The 22,060-nt window shown below is 63.6% G+C and carries 21 protein-coding genes; 10 read left to right on the forward strand and 11 right to left on the reverse strand.

The genetic code is table 11. The annotated features are described in order from the left end of the window. The first annotated feature begins 289 nt into the window (after window positions 1–289). Complete coding sequence (locus EDF71_RS24040; protein ID WP_133859065.1) at window positions 290–901, forward strand: OmpW family protein; 612 nt, start codon at window positions 290–292, stop codon at window positions 899–901. An 86-nt stretch (window positions 902–987) separates the two neighbouring features. Here EDF71_RS24040 and EDF71_RS24045 read toward each other — a convergent pair whose 3' ends face one another. Together EDF71_RS24045 and EDF71_RS24050 are read right to left on the reverse strand one after the other, a co-directional pair. Further along, on the reverse strand, window positions 988–2,271 hold the full coding sequence (locus EDF71_RS24045) for an aminotransferase class I/II-fold pyridoxal phosphate-dependent enzyme (protein ID WP_133859048.1): 1,284 nt from the start codon (window positions 2,269–2,271) through the stop codon (window positions 988–990). Window positions 2,272–2,385: 114 nt separating this feature from the next. Beyond that, window positions 2,386–3,477, reverse strand: coding sequence for a YeiH family protein (locus EDF71_RS24050; RefSeq protein ID WP_133859049.1), 1,092 nt, complete (start codon window positions 3,475–3,477; stop codon window positions 2,386–2,388). Between the two features lie 168 nt (window positions 3,478–3,645). On the opposite strand from EDF71_RS24050, the gene EDF71_RS24055 reads away from it, so the two are divergent. Further along, window positions 3,646–4,545 (forward strand): LysR family transcriptional regulator, encoded by a 900-nt coding sequence (locus tag EDF71_RS24055; RefSeq protein ID WP_133859050.1) that lies wholly within the window; start codon window positions 3,646–3,648, stop codon window positions 4,543–4,545. A 7-nt stretch (window positions 4,546–4,552) separates the two neighbouring features. Here the strand turns inward: EDF71_RS24055 and EDF71_RS24060 are convergent, their stop codons facing one another. The 7 genes from EDF71_RS24060 to cyoA all read right to left on the reverse strand — a co-directional run bounded on the left by EDF71_RS24060 (window position 4,553) and on the right by cyoA (window position 11,456). Next, window positions 4,553–5,095 (reverse strand): response regulator transcription factor, encoded by a 543-nt coding sequence (locus EDF71_RS24060; RefSeq protein ID WP_133859051.1) that lies wholly within the window; start codon window positions 5,093–5,095, stop codon window positions 4,553–4,555. Further along, the gene (locus EDF71_RS24065; RefSeq protein WP_243854438.1) at window positions 5,058–6,416 is read right to left on the reverse strand and encodes an ATP-binding protein; all 1,359 of its coding nucleotides are present in this window, start codon (window positions 6,414–6,416) and stop codon (window positions 5,058–5,060) included. Before EDF71_RS24065 ends, EDF71_RS24060 begins: the two co-directional genes overlap by 38 nt. A gap of 80 nt (window positions 6,417–6,496) precedes the next feature. Next, complete coding sequence (locus EDF71_RS24070; RefSeq protein WP_133859067.1) at window positions 6,497–7,252, reverse strand: SURF1 family protein; 756 nt, start codon at window positions 7,250–7,252, stop codon at window positions 6,497–6,499. Between the two features lie 69 nt (window positions 7,253–7,321). Next, entirely contained in the window at window positions 7,322–7,750 is a 429-nt protein-coding gene (gene cyoD, locus EDF71_RS24075; RefSeq protein ID WP_133859052.1) for a cytochrome o ubiquinol oxidase subunit IV, read from the reverse strand. After that, on the reverse strand, window positions 7,751–8,374 hold the full coding sequence (gene cyoC, locus EDF71_RS24080; protein ID WP_133859053.1) for a cytochrome o ubiquinol oxidase subunit III: 624 nt from the start codon (window positions 8,372–8,374) through the stop codon (window positions 7,751–7,753). Then, a complete protein-coding gene (cyoB, locus tag EDF71_RS24085; RefSeq protein WP_133859054.1) occupies window positions 8,367–10,370 on the reverse strand; it encodes a cytochrome o ubiquinol oxidase subunit I in 2,004 nt (667 codons plus the stop codon). The genes cyoC and cyoB overlap by 8 nt, the downstream gene beginning before the upstream one ends. 30 nt (window positions 10,371–10,400) lie before the next feature. Then, window positions 10,401–11,456: a ubiquinol oxidase subunit II gene (gene cyoA / locus EDF71_RS24090; protein WP_133859055.1), complete on the reverse strand. Its 1,056-nt coding sequence runs from the start codon at window positions 11,454–11,456 to the stop codon at window positions 10,401–10,403. Between the two features lie 187 nt (window positions 11,457–11,643). Here cyoA and EDF71_RS24095 point away from each other — a divergent pair, with 187 nt between their 5' ends. Further along, a complete protein-coding gene (locus EDF71_RS24095; protein ID WP_133859056.1) occupies window positions 11,644–12,996 on the forward strand; it encodes an MFS transporter in 1,353 nt (450 codons plus the stop codon). A 141-nt stretch (window positions 12,997–13,137) separates the two neighbouring features. On the opposite strand, the gene EDF71_RS24100 is transcribed toward EDF71_RS24095, so the two are convergent. Continuing rightward, window positions 13,138–15,141, reverse strand: a complete 2,004-nt coding sequence (locus tag EDF71_RS24100; RefSeq protein WP_133859057.1) for a U32 family peptidase — start codon at window positions 15,139–15,141, stop codon at window positions 13,138–13,140. Between the two features lie 91 nt (window positions 15,142–15,232). Beyond that, entirely contained in the window at window positions 15,233–15,961 is a 729-nt protein-coding gene (locus tag EDF71_RS24105; RefSeq protein WP_133859058.1) for an NUDIX domain-containing protein, read from the reverse strand. Window positions 15,962–16,099: 138 nt separating this feature from the next. Between EDF71_RS24105 and EDF71_RS24110 the strand changes: the two genes are divergently transcribed. Genes EDF71_RS24110 through EDF71_RS24140 form a run of 7 tightly spaced genes read left to right on the forward strand, consistent with a single transcriptional unit; the run spans window position 16,100 to window position 21,917 of the window. Next, window positions 16,100–16,690 (forward strand): RNA 2'-phosphotransferase, encoded by a 591-nt coding sequence (locus tag EDF71_RS24110; RefSeq protein WP_133859059.1) that lies wholly within the window; start codon window positions 16,100–16,102, stop codon window positions 16,688–16,690. After that, window positions 16,687–17,301 carry an HAD family hydrolase gene (locus tag EDF71_RS24115; protein WP_133859060.1) on the forward strand — a complete coding sequence of 205 codons (615 nt, stop codon included), beginning with the start codon at window positions 16,687–16,689 and terminating at the stop codon, window positions 17,299–17,301. Before EDF71_RS24110 ends, EDF71_RS24115 begins: the two co-directional genes overlap by 4 nt. Window positions 17,302–17,316: 15 nt before the next feature. Continuing rightward, the gene (locus tag EDF71_RS24120; protein WP_133859061.1) at window positions 17,317–17,892 is read left to right on the forward strand and encodes an NADAR family protein; all 576 of its coding nucleotides are present in this window, start codon (window positions 17,317–17,319) and stop codon (window positions 17,890–17,892) included. Beyond that, a complete protein-coding gene (locus tag EDF71_RS24125; protein ID WP_133859062.1) occupies window positions 17,892–18,827 on the forward strand; it encodes an ADP-ribosylglycohydrolase family protein in 936 nt (311 codons plus the stop codon). The genes EDF71_RS24120 and EDF71_RS24125 overlap by 1 nt, the downstream gene beginning before the upstream one ends. 33 nt (window positions 18,828–18,860) lie before the next feature. Continuing rightward, window positions 18,861–19,106: a hypothetical protein gene (locus EDF71_RS24130; RefSeq protein WP_133859063.1), complete on the forward strand. Its 246-nt coding sequence runs from the start codon at window positions 18,861–18,863 to the stop codon at window positions 19,104–19,106. Window positions 19,107–19,111: 5 nt separating this feature from the next. After that, on the forward strand, window positions 19,112–20,617 hold the full coding sequence (tadA, locus tag EDF71_RS25220) for a tRNA adenosine(34) deaminase TadA (RefSeq protein WP_166656640.1): 1,506 nt from the start codon (window positions 19,112–19,114) through the stop codon (window positions 20,615–20,617). Window positions 20,618–20,675: 58 nt separating this feature from the next. Continuing rightward, window positions 20,676–21,917: a PLP-dependent transferase gene (locus EDF71_RS24140; RefSeq protein WP_133859064.1), complete on the forward strand. Its 1,242-nt coding sequence runs from the start codon at window positions 20,676–20,678 to the stop codon at window positions 21,915–21,917. Window positions 21,918–22,060 lie beyond the last annotated feature (143 nt).

The raw sequence follows: 22,060 nt of genomic DNA on the forward strand, positions 1-22,060 counted from the left end.
ATCAAGCGCCGCGCCTACGGATATCGAGATGAGGACTACTTCTTTCTCAAGATCCGCGCCGCGTTCCCCGGTATTCCTCGATGAACCTTTTTTTTATCGCTTGTTTTGTCTCGTTGATCTGGGTCAGGGCCCCCTGGCGCGCAGAGGAAGAAGATGCAAGGCATGGACCGCAGAGACGGATCTGCAGCCTTCCAATAAGGCGTTTGGCGCCGGTTGGTGCGTGCAGATGCAGGCTCGGTTCAGCTACTTTTCAATCCATGCGAGCAAGATCGCAGCGAGGGCAATGACGATGAAAAAAATGATGTTGGCAGCGGCGGCTGTATGTGCAATGGTGTCGGGCGCCGCGATGGCGCAAGAGGCGCAAAGCCCCTGGCAAGTGCGTGTGCGCGCGGTGCATCTGGACAGCGCCAACAAGGACTCCACCGGCCTGGGTCTGTCGATCAATGACAAGACGATTCCCGAAGTGGATGTGAGCTACTTCTTCACGCCCAATATCGCGGCCGAGCTGGTGCTGACCTACCCGCAAAAGCACGACCTGCGCTCTGATGGCGCCAAGATTGGCACCCTCAAGCACCTGCCGCCCAGCCTGCTGGCGCAGTACCACTTCACCAATATGGGCGCCTTCAAGCCTTACCTGGGCGCCGGTGTGAACTACACGCGCTTCTCGAACGTGAACTTTGCACCTGCGGTAGAGGCTGCGCTGGATCCATCGATCAAGAAGAACAACTTTGGCCCGGCGCTGCAGATCGGTTTTGACTACATGCTGGACAAGCACTGGTCGATCAACGTCGATGTGAAGAAGGTCTACATCAAGACCGATGTGCGCTCGGCAGGCACCAAGGTGGGAACCTTCAAGGTCGATCCTTGGTTGCTGGGCGTGGGCGTGGGCTACCGCTTCTAAACGGGCTCTGAAGCCGTCCGCAGATCAAAGAGCACTGTGATTGAGCCGCTTATCGCAAGCGGCTCTTTTTTATGCGCGAAGGGCCCTCAGACCTTGGCCAGCGCCTGCTCCAGATCGGCCAGCAGGTCATCGACATGCTCGATGCCGACGGACAGGCGCACCATGCCTTCGCTCACACCGGCTTTTTCCAGCTCGCTGCTGTCCAGCTGGCGGTGCGTGGTGGAGGCCGGGTGCGTGGCCAGCGATTTGGCATCGCCAATATTGACCAGGCGGGTGAACAGCTGCAGCGCATCCAGAAAGCGGGCACCGGCGGCGCGGCCTTCGCCATCAGCGGCATTGAGGCTGAACGACAGAATGCCCGAGGCGCGGCCGCCCGACTGCTTTTGCAGGGTGGCATGGTCCGGGTGCTCAGGCAGGCCGGCATAGCGCACCCAGGCCACCTTGGGGTGCTTTTGCAGGGCCTCGGCAATCTTCTGGGTGTTCTCGCAGATGCGGTCCATGCGCAGCGCCAGAGTCTCGATGCCTTGCAGGATCTGGAAGGCGTTCTGCGGCGAAATGGCCGCGCCCATATTGCGCAGCGGCACCACGCGCGCGCGGCCGATGTAGGCCGCTGGGCCCAGCGCTTCGGTGTAGACCACGCCGTGGTAGCTCACATCGGGCTCGTTGAGGCGCTTGAAGCGCGCCTTGTGCTCCGCCCAGGGGAACTTGCCGCTATCGACAATCGCACCGCCGACGCTGGTGCCATGGCCGCCCAGGTACTTGGTGAGCGAGTGCACGACAATGTCGGCACCATGCTCGATGGGGCGCAGCAGATAGGGCGAGGGCACGGTGTTGTCCACGATCAGCGGCACGCCGTGACGGTGGGCCACATCGGCCAGTGCGCGGATGTCGGTCACATTGCCCAAGGGGTTGCCGATGGACTCGATGAATACGGCCTTGGTCTTGTCGTCGATCAAGGCGCCAAAGCTGGCCGGGTCGCGCGGATCGGCAAAGCGGACCTCGATGCCTTGCTGCGGAAAGGTATGGGCAAACAGGTTGTAGGTGCCGCCATACAAGGTGCTGGCCGAGACGATGTTGTCGCCCGCTTCCGCCAGGGTCTGGATGGCTGCGGTGATCGCCGCCATGCCCGATGCCAGCGCCAGCGCGGCAATGCCGCCTTCGAGCGCGGCCACGCGCTTTTCCAGCACATCGGTGGTCGGGTTCATGATGCGGGTGTAGATATTGCCCGGCACCTTCAGGTCAAACAGGTCCGCGCCATGCTGCGCGCTGTCAAAGGCGTAGGCCACCGTTTGGTAGATGGGCACGGCCGCAGCCTTGGTGGTCGGGTCGGGCGAATAGCCTGCGTGAACGGCCAATGTCTCGATGCGCATGGTGTTGGAATCCTTTTTGTTGGCGAAAAGATGCCTGCCTGTTGTAACAGCTTTGCGCACCGGACCAACGATTTTTTGGGTATGAGCTTATGAGGTCTCAGAGGCCTCATAAGCTCAGAGCCAGGTATTGACCGCCAGCCCGCCGAGCACCAGCCAGACAAACAGCACCAGGGCCAGCAGCAAGGGCTTGATGCCCGCAGCCCGCACCGAGCGCACATGGGTGGTGAGCCCCAGGCCGGCCATGGCCATCGTGAGCAGGGCGTTGTCCCATTGCACGCCGATGGCCAGCGCCTGAGCTGGAATGACGCCCAGCGAATGGATGCCTGCAACCGCGACAAAGCCCAAGGCAAACCAGGGAATGGTGATCTGGCTGGCCTGCACGGCGCCGTTGGCGGCGGGCTGCGGGGCCGATGCATCACGGCCAGGGCGCTTGGCCAGCCACAGCGACAGCGCAATCAGAAACGGCGCCAGCATCATCACCCGCACCATCTTGGCCACCACGGCGGTATCGGCCGCGCTGCTGCTGATGGCGCCGCCGGCGGCCACCACCTGGGCGACCTCGTGCACGGTCGAGCCCACCCAGAGGCCATAGCCGGCCTCGCTCATTTGCAGGCTGGGTGCCAGCCACTGGTAGAGCACGGGGTACAGAAAGGTGCCCACGGTGCCAAAGACGACCACGGTGGCAATGGCGACCGCCACATCATCGGCACGCGCCTTGGCCACTGGTGCCGTGGCCAGCACGGCTGCTGCGCCGCAGATGGCGCTGCCGGCGCCCACCAACATGCTGGTGCGTGCATCCAGCCCCAGCCAGCGCTGGCCCAGCCATTGCGCCAGCACAAAGGTGCTGCTGAGCATCAGCGCATCGATCAGCACGCCGCTGGCGCCCACGGCGGCGATGTCCTGGAAGGTCAGCCGCACGCCATAGAGGATGATGCCCAGGCGCAGCAGCTGCTGCTTGGACAGGCCCACCCCCGCTGCCGCCGGCGCCTGTACCCAGCCATAGACGGTGTTGCCCACCAGCATGCCGATGACGATGGCCACCGTGAGCGCGCTCAGCCCATGGTTGCCAAACCAGGGCAGGGCCGCCAGGCTGCTGGCCAGCCAGGCAATGGCGGCGCACAGCAGCAGACCGGGGGCCAGGCGTTTGGCCGCATCGAGCCAGTGGGCATTGCGCAGTGGGGAGAGGGGAAGGTTGGCGAGTGACATGGGCGGTTCCAGAGGCCCTGGCAGGGCCGAAAGCGGCAGGCTGCTGGGCGATATGGGGTCACTATAGAAATTATTCTTATATCTGTATAACTAATTGTTTGGTTAATATCTATCGATAAAATAGGTAGATATTGCTTCATCAACCCAAGTGCCTTGGGTGCCGTCACCATGCTCCATCTCAGCCTGCGTCAGTGGGAGGTTTTCTGCGCCATCGCGCACAGCGGCAGCACGGTCGCCGCAGCACAGACCATTGGCCTGTCGCAATCAGCGGTCAGCGCCGCCTTGCAGCAGCTGGAGGCGGGCCTGGGCGCGCAGCTGTTTGCCCGCAGCGGCAAGCGCCTGGTGCTCAATGACCTGGGGCGCAGCCTCTGGCCTCAAGCGCAGGCCTTGCTGGAGCTGGCCTTGCAGCTGGAGCAGGCCACCAAGCAGACGGAGCCCATGGCACCCGTAGTGCTGCGGCTGGCGGCCAGCACCACCATCGCCAACCATGTGCTGCCGGCCATCCTGGCGGACTTTATGCAGCGCTATGCCCAGGTGCAGTTTGAGGTGGTGATTGGCAATACCCGCGAGGTGGCCGAGGCGGTGAGCGAGGCCAGTGTGGACCTGGGCTTTATCGAAGGCGTGAGCCACTGGCCGGCGCTGGAGGTGCAGCCCTGGCGCGAGGATGAGCTGGTGCTGATCGCCGCGCCTGGCCATGCGCTGGTAACGGCAGCAGGCCACAGCCCTGTCAGCGCGCAGCAGCTGGGCGCCTGCCGCTGGCTGCTGCGTGAGGAGGGCTCGGGCACGCGCGAGGCGGTGGAGTTTACGGTGCTCTCCCAGTTGCGCGAATGGCCGATTGCGGCGGTGCTGGGCAGCTCGGAGGCGATCTGCACCGCCGTGGCGCGGGGCGCGGGCATCAGCTGTCTGTCGCGGGTCATTGCCCAGCCCTGGATTGAGCGGGGCGAGCTGGCGGTGCTGCACAGCCTGTTGCCGCCGATGCGGCGCCAGTTCTCGCTGCTGCAGCGCCAGGGCAAGCAGCGCTCACCGGTGTTGCAGGCGCTGGTGCAGGCCTGCGAGGACGCTGCCTGAGTGGTGCTTAACGGACGTGGTGCTTTTCCAGCTTGCGGGCCAAGGTGCGGCGGTGCATGCCCAGGCGGCGCGCGGTTTCGGAGATGTTGAAGCCGGTCTCGGCCAGGGTCTCGTGGATCTTCTCCCACTCCAGCGTTTTGATCGAGGTCGTGGCGGCGGTCAGGTCGACCTCAGTGCTGCCTTCGACCCGGCTGAAGGCCGCTTCGATGTCGTCGGTGTTGGAGGGTTTGGCCAGGTAGTGACAGGCGCCGAGCTTGATGGCCTCCACCGCCGTGGCAATGCTGGCATAGCCGGTGAGCACGACGATCAGCGCATCGGGGTTTTGTGCATGCAGCAGCTGCACGCAAGACAGGCCCGAGGCATGGCCGGCCAGCTTCAGGTCCATCACCGCGTAATGCGGGCGCTCGGTCTGCAGCAATTGCGCCACCTCGTCGGCACTGCTGGCATGCAGCACGCGGTAGCCCCGGCGCTCAAAGGAGCGGCGCAGGGTGCGGGCAAAAGCGGCATCGTCTTCAACCAGGAGTAACAGGCGTTCTTGGGTTTGCGTCATGGTGTGGTTCATCATCCAGGGCGATGGAGGCCAGCGGCAGGCTGATGCGAACAGCTGCTCCGCCGCCCAGGTGCTGCTCGCGGTTGCGGGCCTCGACATGGCCGCCCAGCGAGCGGGCCACGTTCATCACCAGAAACAGGCCCAAGCCACCGCCAGGGCGCTGTTTGGTGGACTGGTAGGGCTTGCCCAGGTGTTCCAGGATCTCTTGCTTGAAGCCCGGGCCGCTGTCGGTGACTTGCAGCACCAGCTGGGCATCGTCCTGCGCGGGGCATTCCACCACGAGCTGCACAAAGCCCGGCGAGGCCTCCAGCGCATTGTCCAGCACATTGAAAATCATCTGTTGCAACGAGGTATCCGAGATGATCGGAATATCGCGCGCCACCTGCTTGCGGTAGACAAAGTTGCCGGGCTGGCGGTGGCTTTGCCACTGCGCGGCGACCCGGTCCATGAAGGTGACCAGGGTGGTGCTTTCGGGCGCGTCGCCGCGCGTCTCGCCCGCCGACAGCAGCACGCCGGTGACGATGGATTTGCAGCGCTGCACCTGGTGCTCCATCTCGTGCAGATCCTCCATCAGCTCGCTGTCTTGCGCGATCGAGGGCATGCGCTGCCAGTCGCCCAGAATCACCGCCAAGGTCGACAGCGGCGTGCCCAGCTCATGCGCGGCGCCGCTGGCCAGCAGGCCCATGCGCACGATGTGCTCTTCCTCGGCGGCGCGCTGGCGCAGGTCTGCCAGGCGCGCATCGCGCAGCTGCAGGTTGGACATGATGCGGTTGATGAAGGACACCAGCAAGATCGCATTGAGCCCAAAGCTGATCAGCAGACCCAGCAAGTAGAGCGCATGCATGGCACCGCTGCGGTGGCTCATGATCTGCAGTGGCTGGTAGAAAAAGGCCAGCGCCACCGCGCAGCTGCCGGTGACCACCACGATGCCCCAGGCATAGAAGGGCTTGAGCAGCACCGCCCCCAGGGTGACCTGGAGCAGGAACAAGGTGATGAAGGGGTTGTTGGCGCCGCCGCTCAGGTAGAGCTGCAGGCTGAGCGCCCCCACATCGGCCAGCAGCGCCACAAACAGATCGCTGGACGAGATATCGTGCTGGCGCCAGCGCAGCCACCAGACGCAGATCAGGTTGGTGATGACCAGCCCGGCCAGCACCGCCAGCATCTCGTACAGAGGCAGGTAGATGTCAAAGCCCCAGCGGACCAGCGAAATGGTGACCACCTGGCCGATCACGGCCAGCCAGCGCAGCTGGATGAGCAGCTGCATGTTCTGGCGGTCGGTGGTGTGGGTGACCTGAAAGGGGGAGGGGATGGACAGTGGCACCGTGCGATTGTGCCGCAGTCGGCAGGCCTTGCGCCTGCCAGTGGTACCGGCGCCGATGGGCGCCGGTCCGTGTGGGTTGATTAACGCAGGCGCTTGCGTTTGCGCAGCACCAGCCAGGTGGCGCCTGCCACCATCAGTGCCAGGCCATACCAGGTCAGTGCATAGACCAGGTGGTTGTTGACAAAGCGCACCTGCGTGAGACCGGCGCGTGGCCATTGCTGGCTTTGCAGATCGCTGGCGCTGCTGCGCTTTTGCTCGCCCACCACTTCGGCGCTGCCATCGGGCAGGCCTTCGTCGATGAAGAAGGGCGCCGCTTGCGTCAGGCCCTGGGCCTGTGCAATGGCCTGCACATCGCGGGAGAACCAGCGCCCGGCCTGCGGGTCGTTGTCGCGCAGAAAGCCGCCCTTGGGCTCGGTGGCGCGCAGCAGGCCGATCACGTTGACGTTACCGGTGGGCGTTGCTGCTGTCAGCTGCGGGCCGCCTGCCCAGTCACGGCGCAGGGTATCGGGCACAAAGCCGCGGTTGACCAGCACCTGGCTGCCATCGGCTTGCTGCAGCGGGGTCAGCACCCAAAAGCCGGAGCCCAGCACCGTAGTGGCCTGGGTCAGCACGGTCTTGTCGGTCAGCCACTGGCCTTGCAGGCTGCTGGGCTGGTATTCCATCGCCTTGGCATCGAGCTGGTTCCAGCTGGCCAGGGCGGGCAGCGCTTGGGGGGCGCTGTGCACCCGGCGCTCGACCCGTTCGATCAGGTCCAGCTTCCATTGCAGGCGGTAGACCTGCCAGGTGCCCAAGGCGCAAAAGCCCAAGAACAAGGCGATGCCCACGGTTGCGAGCATCGCCTGAAAAAGTGCGGAATGCCGGGGCTGGCCCTGCGCATTCCGTTGCGTTTCGTTGGTCAAAACAGCTTAGTGGTTGGTGTGGCCTTGTTCGGCAGCAGGTTGCTGCTGGGTCACGGCGGCCGGGTTGTGGTTGTGGCCAGGCATCATGTTGGTGTTCATGTGGTACATGACCCACAAGGTACCGGCCAAGGTCACCGCAACGAACACGATCGTGAAGATGGTGGACATCAGGGTCCAGCCGCCTTCGACCTTGCCGTTCATGTGCAGGAAATAGATCATGTGCACGATGATCTGCACCACGGCGAAGAAGGCGATCACGACCACGGTGGTGGTGCGGTTCTCGAACACATCACCCATCACCACAGCGAAGGGGATGGCGGTCAGGATGATCGACAGGAAGAAGCCGATCATGTAGCCCGAGAAGGTGCTGTGTGGGCCGTCGTCATGACCGTGGTCATCGTGGCCGTGTGCTGCATGGTTATGTTGTGCGCTCATTTACAGCACTCCCATCAAATATACGAAGGAGAAGACGCCGATCCAGACCACGTCCAAGAAGTGCCAGAACATCGACAGGCACATCAGGCGGCGGTTGTTTTCACGGGTCAGGCCGTGCTTGCCGATTTGCAGCAGCAGCACCACCAGCCACACCAGACCAAAGGTCACGTGCAGACCGTGGGTGCCCACCAGTGCAAAGAAGGCCGACATCGCAGCGCTGCTTTGCGGGCCAGCGCCCACATGGATCAGGTGGTGGAACTCATACAGTTCCACGCCCAGGAAACCGGCACCAAACAGCATGGTGATGATCAGCCAGACGACGGTGCCCTTGACCGAGCCCTTTTGCTTGGCCAGCATGGCAAAGCCGAAGGTGATGGACGAGAACAGCAGCAAGGCGGTGTTGATAGCCACCAGGCTCAGGTCGAACAGTTCGGCACCACCAGCGCCACCTGCATAGTTGCGGCCCAGCGCGCCGTAGGTGGCGAAGAGGGCTGCAAAGATCAGGCAGTCGCTCATCAGGTAGAGCCAGAAGCCCAGAGCGGTGCCATTTTCTACGTGCGGTTCTTCCTTGAGGAAGTAGTCACGGGTACCGGTCGCGCCGGCGAGGGTGTTGTGATTAGACATGGCGGGCCAACAATTGGGTACGTTCTTCTTCGGTGGCTGCTACTTCGCTTGCAGGGATGTAGTAGTCACGCTTGTAGTTGAAGGTGTGGATGATCGAAGCCAACACGATGCCAGCAAAGCTGATGCCAGCGATCCACCACATGTGCCAGATCATGGCGAAGCCGAAGACCAGGGCGATCATCGAGATCACGAAGCCGGCGCCGGTGTTCTTGGGCATGTGGATTTCCACGAAACCGTCGAGCTTGCGCTTGTAGCTGTGCTTCTTCATGTCCCACCAGGCGTCACTGTCATGCACGGCTGGCGTGAAGGCGAAGTTGTACTGGGGAGGAGGCGACGAGGTAGCCCATTCCAGCGTACGGCCGTTCCAGCAGTCACCGGTCACATCACGCAGTTGGTCGCGCTTGAGGTAGCTGACGAACAGCTGAACGAAGAAGCAGGCGATACCCAGAGCGATCAGCACGGCACCGAAGGCAGCGATGATGAAATAGATCTGCAGCGAGGTGTCTTCGTAGTGGTTGACACGACGGGTCACACCCATCAGTCCCAGCACGTACAGCGGCGTGAACGCAACCCAGAAGCCGAAGAACCAGAACCAGAACGATGCCTTGCCCCAGAACTCATCGAGGCGGTAGCCGAAGGCCTTGGGGTACCAGTAGTTGATACCGGCGAACACGGCAAACACGACACCACCAATGATCACGTTGTGGAAGTGGGCGATCAGGAACAGCGAGTTGTGCAGCACGAAGTCAGCAGGCGGCACGGCCAGCAGCACACCGGTCATACCACCGATGGTGAAGGTCAGCATGAAGCCAACGGTCCACAGCATAGGCACGGTGAACTTGATGCGGCCACGGTACATCGTGAACAACCAGTTGAAGATCTTGGCGCCGGTCGGGATCGAGATGATCATCGTCGTGATGCCGAAGAACGAGTTCACGCTGGCGCCGGAGCCCATGGTGAAGAAGTGGTGCAGCCACACCAGCCAGGACAGGATGGTGATACACACGGTCGCGTACACCATCGAGGTGTAGCCGAACAGGCGCTTGCGCGAGAAGGTAGCGACGATTTCGGAGAACACGCCGAACGCAGGCAGGATCAGGATGTAGACCTCTGGGTGGCCCCAGATCCAGATCAGGTTCACGTACAGCATGGGGTTGCCGCCCAGCTCGTTGGTGAAGAAGTTGGTGCCGACGTAGCGGTCCAGGGTCATCAGAACCAGCACAGCGGTCAGGATCGGAAAGGAGGCCACGATCAGCGCGTTGGTGCACAGCGAGGTCCAGGTGAAGATAGGCATCTTCATCAGGTTCATGCCAGGTGCGCGCATCTTGATGATGGTCACGATCAGGTTGATACCGGACAAGGTCGTCCCGACCCCGGCAATCTGCAGCGCCCAGATGTAGTAATCCAGACCCACGCCCGGGTGGTACTCGCCCAGACCCGACAGTGCCAGCCAGCCCAGGGTGGAGAACTCACCGACGAACAGCGAGGCCATCACCAGCACGGCGCCGGAGGTGGTCATCCAGAAGCTGAAGTTGTTCAGGAACGGGAAGGCCACGTCACGCGCACCGATTTGCAGCGGCACCAGATAGTTCATCAGGCCGGTCACAAAAGGCATGGCCACGAAGAAGATCATGATCACGCCGTGGGCGGTGAAGATCTGGTCGTAGTGGTGCGGAGGCAGGTAACCCATCGAGTCACCGGCGGCCAGCGCCTGCTGGCCACGCATCATGATCGCGTCGGCAAAGCCGCGCAGGAACATGACCAGGCCCAGGATCATGTACATGATCCCGATGTTCTTGTGGTCGATGGAGCAGATCCAGTTCTTCCACAGCGGACCCCAAAGCTTGAACTTGGTGATACCGGCGACGACCACGAGGCCGCCCAGGACCACGGCGATGAAGGTCACCAACACGATGGGCTCATGCACCATCGGTATGTCATTCCATGTCAGCCGCCCGAGGAGCGGGTCATGGCTTACGTTTGTAGCTACGGACATATTGAGTCTCTTTGAAAATTCTCGATGGGGTTACTGCGCCACGGGGGTGCCAGGCGCTTGCTCGCCCAGGGAGGCGACCACGGCAGGGGCGTTGGCCACCGTGCACACGTCGTCCTCAGGGATCAGCGAAACACTCTTGCCTGCAGCTGCACGGGCCTTCATGTTGGCCATCGCATCCTTGGCCATGATTTCGTCCATGCACATCTTGCCGGCTTCAACACAGCGGTTGAGAACGGCGTGGTACAGGGTGTTGTCAACAGTGCTGAACAGGCGGACAGGATCGCGCTCGCTTGGCTTTTCCAGCTTCACGTATTCCGCACGGTCCAAGGTGGCGCCTTCGGTCTTGGCCTTTTGCACCCAGGCGTCGAAGTCGCCATTGCTCAGGCCGTGGAACTTGAAGGTCATGCCGGCAAAGCCCGAGCCGCTGTAGTGCGAGCTCATGCCCTTGTACACGCCAGGCTTGTTGATCACGGCATTCAGCTGTGTCTGCATCGATGGCATGGCATAGATCATGCCGGCCAGGTCAGGTACGTAGAAGGCGTTCATCGTGGTGGTCGAGGTCAGCTTGAAGCGGATCGGACGGTCCACGGGCGCAGCCAGCTCGTTGATGGTGGCAATGCCTTGTTCGGGATAGATGAACAGCCACTTCCAGTCCATGGCCACCACTTCGACTTCCAGCGGCTTGACGTCAGCGGCCAGAGGGCGGTTGGCGTCAATGCGGTCCAGAGGACGGTAGGGGTCGAGCTTGTGGGTGTAGATCCAGGTCAGGGCGCCCAGCGCGATGATGATCAGCAGCGGAACGGACCAGATCACCAGCTCCAGCACCGTGGAGTGGTGCCATTCCGGATCGTAGTCGGCGGGCTCATTGCTTTCGCGGTACTTGAACGCGAACAAGAGGATCAGCACGATCACCGGAACGATGATGATCAGCATCAGCAAGGTGGCGATGATCACCAGATTGCCGGACTGCGCCGCCACATCACCCGCAGGGTTGAGAACGACGGTGTTACAGCCTGCAAGGCTGGCGGCAACCAGTAACGCCGCAACGAGCCGTGAGGGCCCGTGAAGTTTTTTCAGATCAGGCATGCGAAAGGGCACGGCAAGCGCGCTTAGGTATAAACATGGATTGCAAAATCCCCCCAAATGTAAATGCTAGAGGCAGGCCTGTCGATTGGACATTTTGTCCTACGCCCTCTCAGAAAGTACCCAGCTAGGCTCCTGGTAAAGGTACGGTCTCAGCAGGCCGGTAACAGCTTGAGGAAGGAGCTTTTGTATGAGTAGTCTCGGTTACACAGCATCTCCTGTCGGCGGCACCCCCGGTGCTGATCCCCATTCCCGTGCCCATTCTGATGAAGATGTAACACCTGGCGAGATCGCGGTCGGCGTCATTATCGGTCGTTCGTCAGAGTATTTTGATTTTTTCGTCTTTGGCATAGCGGCAGTCTTGGTCTTTCCAAGCGTCTTTTTTCCCAGCTTTTCGCAGCTCAATGGCACGTTGCTGTCATTTGCGATCTTTTCCATCGCTTTTGTCGCCCGACCGGTGGGCACCGCCATCTCCATGGCCATCCAGCGCCGCTGGGGACGTGCCGCCAAAATGACAGTGGCCTTGTTTCTGCTCGGCGTCTCCACGGTCGGCATTGCCTTTTTACCCGGGTATGAGGTTCTCGGCCGCACCGCCATCTGGCTGCTGGCGCTGTTCCGTTTTGCCCAGGGCCTGGCGCTGGGTGGTTCCTGGGATGGCCTGCCGTCGCTGCTGGCGATGAACGCGCCCAGCAACCGCCGGGGCTGGTACGCGATGATAGGCCAGCTGGGCGCGCCGCTGGGCTTTGTGCTCGCGGCCAGCCTGTTTGCCTACCTGCACAGCATCTTGTCGCAGGCGGAGTTCCTCGACTTCGGCTGGCGCTATCCGTTCTATGTCGCCTTTGCGGTGAACGTGGTGGCCCTGTTTGCGCGGCTGCAGCTGGTGCTGGGCCAGACCTACACCCAGGCCATGCAGGAGCGTGAGCTGGAACCCGTCAGCGTCACCCGCCTGATCGACGAGGAGGGCAGCCACGTGGCCATCGGCGCCTTTGCGGCACTGGCCAGCTTTGCGTTGTTCCACCTGGTCACCGTGTTCCCGCTGTCCTGGATCTCGCTGTATTCGCAGCAGCCCATCGTGCATGTGCTGTTGGTGCAGATTCTGGGTGCCTTCTGTGCGGCACTGGCGATTGTGGCCTCGGGCAAGCTGGCCGATCGCTATGGCCGGCGCAACACCTTGGGCGCGATGGCGGTGCTGATTGCGCTGTTCAGCCTGGCCACGCCCAAGCTGCTGTCCAGCGGCGTGATGGGTAACAACATCTTCATCCTCGTCGGCTTTGTGCTGCTGGGCCTGTCCTATGGCCAGTCGTCCGGCACGGTCACCGCCAACTTCTCGCCCCGCTTCCGCTACACCGGTGCGGCCCTGTCTACCGACATGGCCTGGCTGGTGGGCGCCGCCTTTGCACCGCTGGTGGCGCTGGGGCTGTCGGCCAAGTTTGGCTTGATTGCTGTCTGCCTGTATCTGCTGTCGGGCGCCGTCTGCACCTTGGCGGCCCTGGGTATCAACCGTGCTCTGGAGTCGCGCGAAAGCGCCGAGTCTGGCACCTGACCGGTTTTATCAAGGGACTGTCCATTGCGGACAGCCGGGCCAAGGATTGACCTCGGTGCCTGGGCCTTGATGAAAATAAAGCTGCAGAGCGAAGCTCTTGCAGCTTTTTTTATGGGCGCGGGCTAGCAGGAGCCGGGGCGATCAGGTGCGCACCACTGCTGGCCGGGTGCGGTAGAACTGCATCGGGAACTCCTGCATCTCCTTGGCATGCTGGTTGATGACCGAGCGCTTCATCTTGCCCACCACATGCATCTCGCAGGGCTTGCAGTCAAAGCGCAGGGTCAGCTTTTCCTTGCCATTGATCAGCTGCAGCGGCTCGGCCTTGATGGTGCCCTTGACGCCGATGACGCCCTTGGCCTGCTTGGGGCAGAGGCTCATCGAGAAGCGCACGCAGTGCTTGGTGATCATTAGCGAGACTTCGCCTTCTTCTTCCTTGCTCTCGTAGGCCGCGTCGATCACCTTGACGCCATGCTTCATATAGAAGTCATGCGCCTTCTGGTTGAACACATTGGACAGGTAAGTCAGCGTGTCTTCCGGGAAGGGTGCAGGTGGCTCCACCGGCAGCGCGCGCGGCAGGCGCACAAAGCCGGCTTCGCGGGTGGCTTCCAGCGCGGCCACGGCATCGCGGCGCAGCTGGTTCAGTGCGGATGCCGGGATGAACCAGGGCTGGTCCAGCTGCAGGCTGATGTCGCGCACCGAGAAAATCGTGGCGCCAAAGCGGCCCAGCTGGTCGCGCAGGCTGGCTTCGGCCCGTTCGCTGTCGGTGGCGGGCTGGTGCGGTTGCACCAGACTGGCGCTGCCGACAAAGCCGTCGTCATCGGTCAGGGTCAGCGCAAAGCCGTCCGGGGTCTGGCCGAGCTGGGCCCAGAGGCCAATGCGGCGCTCGCTGGACTTTTTGTCCAGGGTGCGTACCCAGGCCATGTCGCGGTTGCGGTTCACTTCCAGGCCCTTGCGCAGGTCCTTGAAGCCGGTAATCGGGTCCTTGGGGAACACGCGCCACAGCGATTTCTTCGCATCCACCGATTCGGCACGGTTGATCTGCATGCCGACCTGCTCTTTTTGCAGGTCGTAGTAGCACAGGCCATCGCCGTTGTGCAGCACGGTGTCGCGGCTGGAGGCTTCGAGCTCGACAAAGTTCTCGCCCACCTTGGTGACCCAGCCGATCGCACGGCCCGGGGTCTTGGGGGTGTCAAAGGCGCCGATATCGTCCTTGCGGCCATTGACGAAGTAGTCGGTGAACTCGCGGTTGAAGTTCTGGTCCGGATCGGGCGTAAAGCTGAAGCTGGTGCGGCCCGAAGAAGAGCGCGCCAGCGGCGCATCCGAGAACTCGCGCTCTTCGATGATCTCGTCGAGCAGCTTGCGGTAGTGGGCGGTGATGTTCTTCACATAGCCCATGTCCTTGTAGCGCCCCTCGATCTTGAAGCTGCGCACGCCGGCATCGATCAGTGCGCGCAGGTTGTCGCTCTGGTTGTTGTCCTTCATCGACAGCACATGCTTTTCATGCGCAATGATGCGGCCCTGGGCATCCAGCACCTCATAGGGCAGGCGGCAGGCCTGGTTGCAATCGCCCCGGTTGGCGCTGCGGCCGGTGTGGGCATGGGTGATGTAGCACTGGCCCGAGTAGGCCACGCACAGGGCGCCATGGACAAAGAATTCAATCGTCGTGCGGGCCGGGTCGGTCGCGGCACGCACGGCGGCAATCTGTTTCAGATCCAGCTCGCGCGCCACCACGATCTGCGACAGGCCGGCATCCTGCAGAAAGCGGGCTTTCTCGGGCGTGCGGATATCGCTCTGGGTGGAGGCATGCAGCTGGATCGGCGGCAGGTCCAGCTCCAGCAGGCCCATGTCCTGGATGATCAGCGCATCGGCGCCGGCCTCGTACACCTGCCAGGCCATCTGGCGCGCGCCTTCGAGCTCGTCATCGCGCAGGATGGTGTTGAGCGTGATGAAGATGCGGCTGCCAAAGCGGTGCGCATGGTTGATCAGGCGCTCCAGGTCGCGGATGTCATTGCCCGCCGTGGCGCGTGCGCCAAAGGCCGGACCTCCGATATAGACGGCATCGGCGCCATGGTTGATGGCTTCAATACCGATATCGGCATCACGGGCCGGGGAGAGCAGTTCGAGCTGGTGGGGCAGGAGGGACATAGGGGTCGGATTATCTCAGGTCGCTGCTGCAGGGCCGCTGCGCTGGGAGATAAGCTGACTGCCGCGCCAGCCCAAGCACCAGGCCCCCCTTTCAGCCGCGCGGGCTGAAGGTGCGCGGAAACACCACCGGTGCGCTGCGGTCGGCCAGGCGGTAGCCCATGGCCGGGCGGTTGGAGGGGCCCTCGACATGCCCGGCCTCCTGCAGAAACTGCGCCGCCAGCATGCGGGTGCGAAAGCCGCTCTTGTCCACCGGCCGGCCCAGCACCGTCTCGTACACCTGCTGGAGCTGGGGCAGGGTAAAGGGCTCGGGCAGCAAAAAGGCGGGCAGCGAGGTGTACTCCACCTTGCCGCGCAGGCGCTCGACCGCAGCACGCAGGATCTCGCTGTGGTCGAAGGCGAGTTCTGGTTCGCCGCCGAGCGCATCGACCTCGAACCAGGCCACATCGGCCGCATTGGCGCCCTTGGCCAGGGTCAGCGGCTGCGCAGCGATCAAGGCAAAGTAGACATGGGTGGCGGACCAGCCACGCGGATCCCGGCTGCGCCCACCCCAACTGCCCAGCTGCTCCAGGTAGGGGCTGGCGACATTGGTTTTCTCGCGCAGTTTGCGGTTGGCGCAGGCCTGCAGGTCGCTGTCCTGCGCCACATCGACAAAGCCCCCGGGCAGCGCCCACAGCCCCGGGAAAGGCTCCGAGCCGGACGCCGGGCGCTGCACCAGCAAGACCTTCAAGGCCCCGTCCACCACGCTGAAGATCACCACATCCACCGTGGTATAGGGGCGTACAAAATCAATGGGTTGGTGGCTGGCAGCGCTGGAGGCCATAAAAAACCTTGACGGATGGAAAAGCTAGTTGTATTGTACAACTCATGTAAGTTGCTCAATACAACTTACAGCCTGAAGGCGCGGCGCAGGTGGCAGGCATGCGCTCTAATTGATACATAACTACAAGAAAGATGAATGATGACTTTTGAACAAGCAAGCAAAGACACCCAGGTCGGCGAGCCGTCCGCCACCATGACCTGCCGCAGCAAGCTGCTCAGCCTGGTGCTGCGGCACAGCCCGCAGGCCATTGGCCTGCAGCTTGATGCCGCAGGCTGGGCGCCTACCGACGAACTGCTCGCCTGCCTGGCCCGCAGTGGCAAAGCCATGAGCTTGGCGCAATTGCAGGCGGTGGTGGCGAGCTGCGCCAAGCAGCGCTTTGCGTTCAGCGAGGACGGCAAGCGCATCCGTGCCAACCAGGGGCATTCGGTCACCGTCGAACTGCAACTGGCCCCCAGCACCCCACCGGATGCGCTCTACCACGGTACGGCGACCCGCTTTCTTGACGCGATCCTGGCGCAAGGCTTGCAACGCCAAAAGCGCCACCATGTACACCTGTCGGCCAGCATCGAGACGGCGGGTGCGGTAGGGCGGCGCCACGGCAAGCTGGCCTTGCTGCGGGTGGATGCGGCGCGCATGGTCGCCAATGGCCATGTGTTCTATTGCTCGGACAATGGCGTCTGGTTGACCGACACCGTGCCCGTGGCCTACCTGCAGAGGCTGGACGCATGAGCGGCCATCGCGTATTGGCACTGGATGCTGATGGCGTGCTGCTCGACTACAACCTGGCCTATGCCGGTGCCTGGCAGCGTGCTTTTGGCCGCTACCCTGCCTTGCGCAACCCCCATGCCTACTGGGCGGCAGACCGCTGGGATGTGGAGCGGCTGAGCGGCAATGCGCTGCACCAGTTTCGTGCAGGCTTGGATGCGCAGTTCTGGTCCGCCTTGCCTGCTGTACCCGGTGCGCTAGCGGCTTGCCAGCAACTGGAGGGCGCCGGCTTTGAGCTGGTATGCCTGACCGCACTGCCACCCCAGTTTGCCCAGGCAAGGCTGGCCAACCTGCGTGCCCATGGCTTTCCGATTGAGCGGGTGATCGCAACTGGCAACGATGCCAGCGCCGGCAGCCCCAAGGCCACAGCGCTGGCCCAGCTGCAGCCGCTGGCCTTTGTGGATGACTATTTACCGAACTTTGCCGGCCTGCCAGAAGGCATCCATGGCGCCTTGGTGCTGCGCGAACCCGAGGGCAGCCCCAACTGCGGGCCGGCACTGCAACAACTGCATTCCACCCATGCCAGCCTGGCCGCGTTTGCGCACTGGTGGCTGGTTGAGAAACAAGAGAACTGAGATAAGAGAATGGACATGACGCATACCAACGACAGCATCCGCTCCGTGCCCGAACTGCTCTCGCAGATCCAGGCAGGCCATCAGCCCCGCTACCTGTTCTTCTGGGGCCACCAGCCCGAGGCCGATGGCCGTGTCGGCAAGGGTTGCCTGAGCCAGTGGTTTGAGGCCGGGTTCACGGTGGACGGCGCGCACTACCGCAGCGCCGAGCACTTCATGATGGCCGAGAAGGCGCGGCTGTTTGGCGATGACGAAGCGCGGGCCAGGATTTTGCAATGCGCGAACCCGGCGCAGGCCAAGGCACTGGGCCGCACGGTGCGGGGTTTTGACAGCGAGCGCTGGAACGCTGCCTGCTTTGACATCGTCGTGCGCGGCAATGCGGCCAAGTTTGGCCAGAACGCGGATTTGCAGGACTACCTGCTGACGACCGGGGAGCGCGTGCTGGTGGAGGCCAGCCCGGTGGATGCCATCTGGGGCATTGGCCTGGCGGCGCAGGATGGGCTGGCCCAGCAGCCTGAGCACTGGCGCGGCCTCAATCTGCTGGGCTTTGCGCTGATGGCGGCGCGGGCGCAGCTGCGCAGCGGAGGTCGGTGATGTCGCCCAGCCTGGACCGTTTTCAAGGCGCACTGCTGGGCCTGGCCTGCGGTGACGCGGTGGGCACCACGGTCGAGTTCCAGCCGCGCGGCAGCTTTGTGCCGCTGACCGACATGGTGGGCGGGGGCCCGTTCTCGCTGCGCGCGGGGCAGTGGACGGACGACACCTCGATGGCGCTATGCCTGGCCGAGAGTCTGGTCACCAAGGGCGATTGCGACCCGGCCGACCAGATGGCGCGCTATGCCAATTGGTACCAGTGGGGCTACTGGAGCGCCACCGGCCATTGCTTTGACATTGGCATGGCCACGCGGGAAGCTTTGCAGAGGTTCTTGCTAACCGGCAATCCGCTGGCTGGCAGCACGGACCCGCACAGCGCTGGCAATGGCTCGATCATGCGGCTGGCGCCTGTGGCGCTGCGCTTTTGCGGCGATGCGCAGCACTTGCAAGACAAGGCAGCGCTCAGCTCGCAAACCACGCATGGCGCGGCAGAGTGCCTGGATGCCTGCCGCCTGCTGGCGGTCGCCATCGCCCGCGCGCTGCAGGGCAGCCCCAAAAACGAGGTGCTGGCGCTGGCGGATCTGCCGCTGGCGAGCCCCCCGCTGCAGCAGATCGCGCAAGGCCAGTACCTGGCCAAAGACCGCGAGGACATCCAGGGCTCGGGCTATGTGGTGCGCAGCCTGGAGGCGGCGCTGTGGTGCTTTGCCCGTCATGACTGTTTTGAGGACGCGGTGCTGGAGGCCGCAAATCTGGGCGACGACGCCGACACCACGGCGGCGATCACCGGCCAGATGGCGGGCGCTTTTTGGGGCGAGCAGGGTATACCGCCACACTGGCTGCAGCGCCTGCACCTGGCCGACGAAATCCGTGCGCTGGCCGTGCAGCTGTGGCAGGCCAACCAGGGCCAGCCAGCCACTGGCTCCGATGCCGCGCGATAATCAGACCCGCATACAAAACGGAGGGAGGATGCTATGCGGGCTGTATTGGGTTTGGCAGGGTTGCTGGTGGTGATGGCGATTGTGGCGTTGCTGATGAAGCAGAACATGGGCGTGACGAAGGCGCCCGCGCCTGCTGCCGTGGAAGGCGTACCCGTGCCGCAGATCGACACCAGCAAGGATGTGAATGCACAAAGCCGGCAGATCCAGCAGCAGGTGCAGGACCAGCTGAACCAGGCGGTGCAGCAGGATGCGCAGCGCCTGAAACAAGCCGAAGAGTGACGGCGATGGCTGACAGCCTCGTCCCTACCAGCAGTGGCGGCCAACTGGCCCCCCAGCCTGGTGATGCGCACTGGATGCGCGCCGCGCTGGAGCAGGCGCGCGCTGCGGCGCAGGCGGGCGAAGTGCCCGTGGGGGCCGTGGTGGTGCGCGATGGCCAGATTGTGGGCCGGGGCTTTAACCACCCGATTGGCGCCCATGACCCCAGCGCCCATGCCGAGATCGAGGCCCTGCGCGATGCGGCCAAGCGCCTGGGCAATTACCGGCTCGATGGCTGTACCTTGTATGTCACCTTGGAACCCTGCGCGATGTGCGCCGGCGCCATCTTGCATGCGCGTCTGGACCGCGTGGTCTGGGGCGCTGCCGAGCCGCGCACCGGCGCCGGGGGATCGGTGCTGGACCTGTTTGCGCAGGCCGCGCTGAACCACCACACCGCCGTGACCCCTGGGGTGTTGGCGGACGAGGCCGCGGCCCTGCTGACAGCATTCTTTGGCCAGCGCCGCGTGCAGCAAAAGCAGCAGGCACTGGCCAGCCACCCGCTGCGCGACGACGCCCTGCGTACCCCCGATGCGCTGTTTGCCCCGGCATTGGATTGCAACTGCCCCAGCTGCTTTTACAGCGACTGGCCGGCCTTGGGCGGTCTGCGCCTGCATGCCAAAGACAGTGCGGGCCAGAACCCCGCACCAGCCGCCGCTGCCCGGCAATGGCTGCTGCTGCCCGGCCTGCCGGCACAGCAAGGCCTGTTCCGCGAACTGGCAGCCGGCCTGGCCGCGCGGGGGGACCGCGTGCTGGCCCCGGATTGGCTGGGCCTGGGGCGCAGCGACAAACCCAAAAAGGACCAGCGCCTGGGCGATGCGCAGCAGCTGGCGATGCTGCAAGACCTGATCCAGCATTTGCATCTGGATGGCGAACAGGGGCTGGTCATCGTCGCCCATGGCGATGCTGCACGCCTGGCCCAGGCGCTTGTGGTGCAGCAGGCTGCGCTGGGCGAGCCTGTGCAAGGGCTGTGGCTGATCAACCCGCCCAACGCCGCAGCGCCCAGCGCCGACTACCGGCTCTGGCTGGAGCAGGTGGCGCGCAAGCCGGCGCTGGATATTGCCGCCGCACTGGGCAGCAGCGCAATGGGGGCTGAGATGGATGCGGACCGCCAGCAATGGGCAGCGCAGTTCCCCGACAAGGGCTACCGCGCAGGGCTGCGTGCCTGGGCGCGTGATGCCTTGGCGGCGCTGGAGGCTCCCGTTATGGCGCCGGCTGTATCGGCGCAAGCGCTGCCGGTGCTGGTCAGCCTGGGCGAGCAGGCACGCTGGTGGCCAGCGCCGGCGGATGGGCTGGATGCCTGGCTGGCGGCTGTCGTAACAGCGGCAGGTGGCGCCGGGCCGCTGGCTTGGCAGCGCTGCGCAGGCGGCGACTGGCTGCCCCTGCAAAACAGCGCGGCGCTGCTGCAGGCCAGCCGCTACTTTGATGCGGGTGCCAAGCCCGCAGCGCTGGGCTTGGTGGTGGCGGCTTTGCGCTGAGCCTATCTGCTGCACAATAGCCCGCAGCTGTTCCGTTTTCTGACCGACTTTTTTTGCTATGAGCTCCACCCCTAAAAACCAGGCACCGATCACCGGCATCATCCACCACCCCTATGCGCCAGATGCGCCTTTTGCAGCGCCGCAGCCCGGCGTGTTCAAGGCATCGAGCGTGTTCTTCCCCAATGTGGCGGCGATGCGCAGCTGGGACTGGAAGGACAAGAGCGCCTTCACCTATGGCCTGCACGGCACGCCCACCACCTACATTCTGGAAGAGCGCATTGCCACGCTGGAAGGCGGCAGCCACTGCGTGCTGGTGCCCAGTGGCCTGGCATCGATATCGGTGATTGGCCTGGCCCTGCTCAAGAGCGGTGACCATGTGCTGCTGCCCGACAACGTCTACGGCCCGAGCAAGGGCTTTGCCGAGAGCGAGCTGCAGCGCTTTGGCGTCAGCATCGGCTACTACGACCCGATGCGGGTCGACCATTGCGCCAGCCTGATCCAGGACAACACCCGCCTGGTCTGGTTGGAGGCCGCTGGCTCGGTCAGTATGGAGTTCCCCGATCTGGTGGGCCTTGTGCGCCTGTGCCAGCAAAAAGGCATTGCCACGGCACTGGACAACACCTGGGGTGCCGGCCTGGCCTTCAACTGCTTTGACCTCGATGGCGATGGCAGATACCGCACGGGCGTGGATGTGTCGGCGCATTCGCTCACCAAGTACCCCAGCGGTGGCGGTGATGTGCTGATGGGCTCCATCGTGACCCGTGATGCCGCCGTGCACCGCAAGGTGCAGGCCACGCATATGCACCTGGGCCTGGGCGTGGGAGTGAACGATATCGAGACCGTGCTGCGCAGCCTGCCCAGCCTGGCGCTGCGCTACCACGCGCAAGATGCGGCGGCCCGGCAATTGGCGGCCTTCATGGCCGAGCAGCCCGCCGTGGTGCAGCTGCTGCACCCGGCCTTTGCCGGATCGCCTGGCCATGCGCATTGGCAGCAGCTCTGCGGCGCTGGCGCGGTGGCGGGCAAGCAAGGTGCTGCCGCCGGTCTTTTCAGCGTGGTGATCGATCCGCGCTACAGCCAGCAGCAGATCGACCTGTTCTGCGAGAGCCTGCGCCTGTTCAAGCTGGCCTACAGCTGGGGCGGCCCGATCAGCCTGGTGGTGCCCTACAAGATTGGCAGCATGCGGGCGATCAGTGAGTCGCAACTGCAGCCGGGCACGGTGGTGCGCTTCTCTATCGGGCTGGAAGATGCGCATGACCTGCAGCAGGATTTGGCGCAAGCGCTGCAAAAAGCCTTTGGTTAAGGCCTCTGCCTAAGCGGTAGCGCCCAACCCATGAACGCCGCCAGCATTTGAACTGACCCCAAGAAGTTGGACAGTTGAATGTTAGCGGCTCAAGGCCTGAGTTCGGTACTCCACCGGGCTCAGGCCTTTTAGTTTGAGCTTGA

The organism is Comamonas sp. JUb58, from assembly GCF_004364775.1.
Classification (GTDB): domain Bacteria; phylum Pseudomonadota; class Gammaproteobacteria; order Burkholderiales; family Burkholderiaceae_C; genus Comamonas.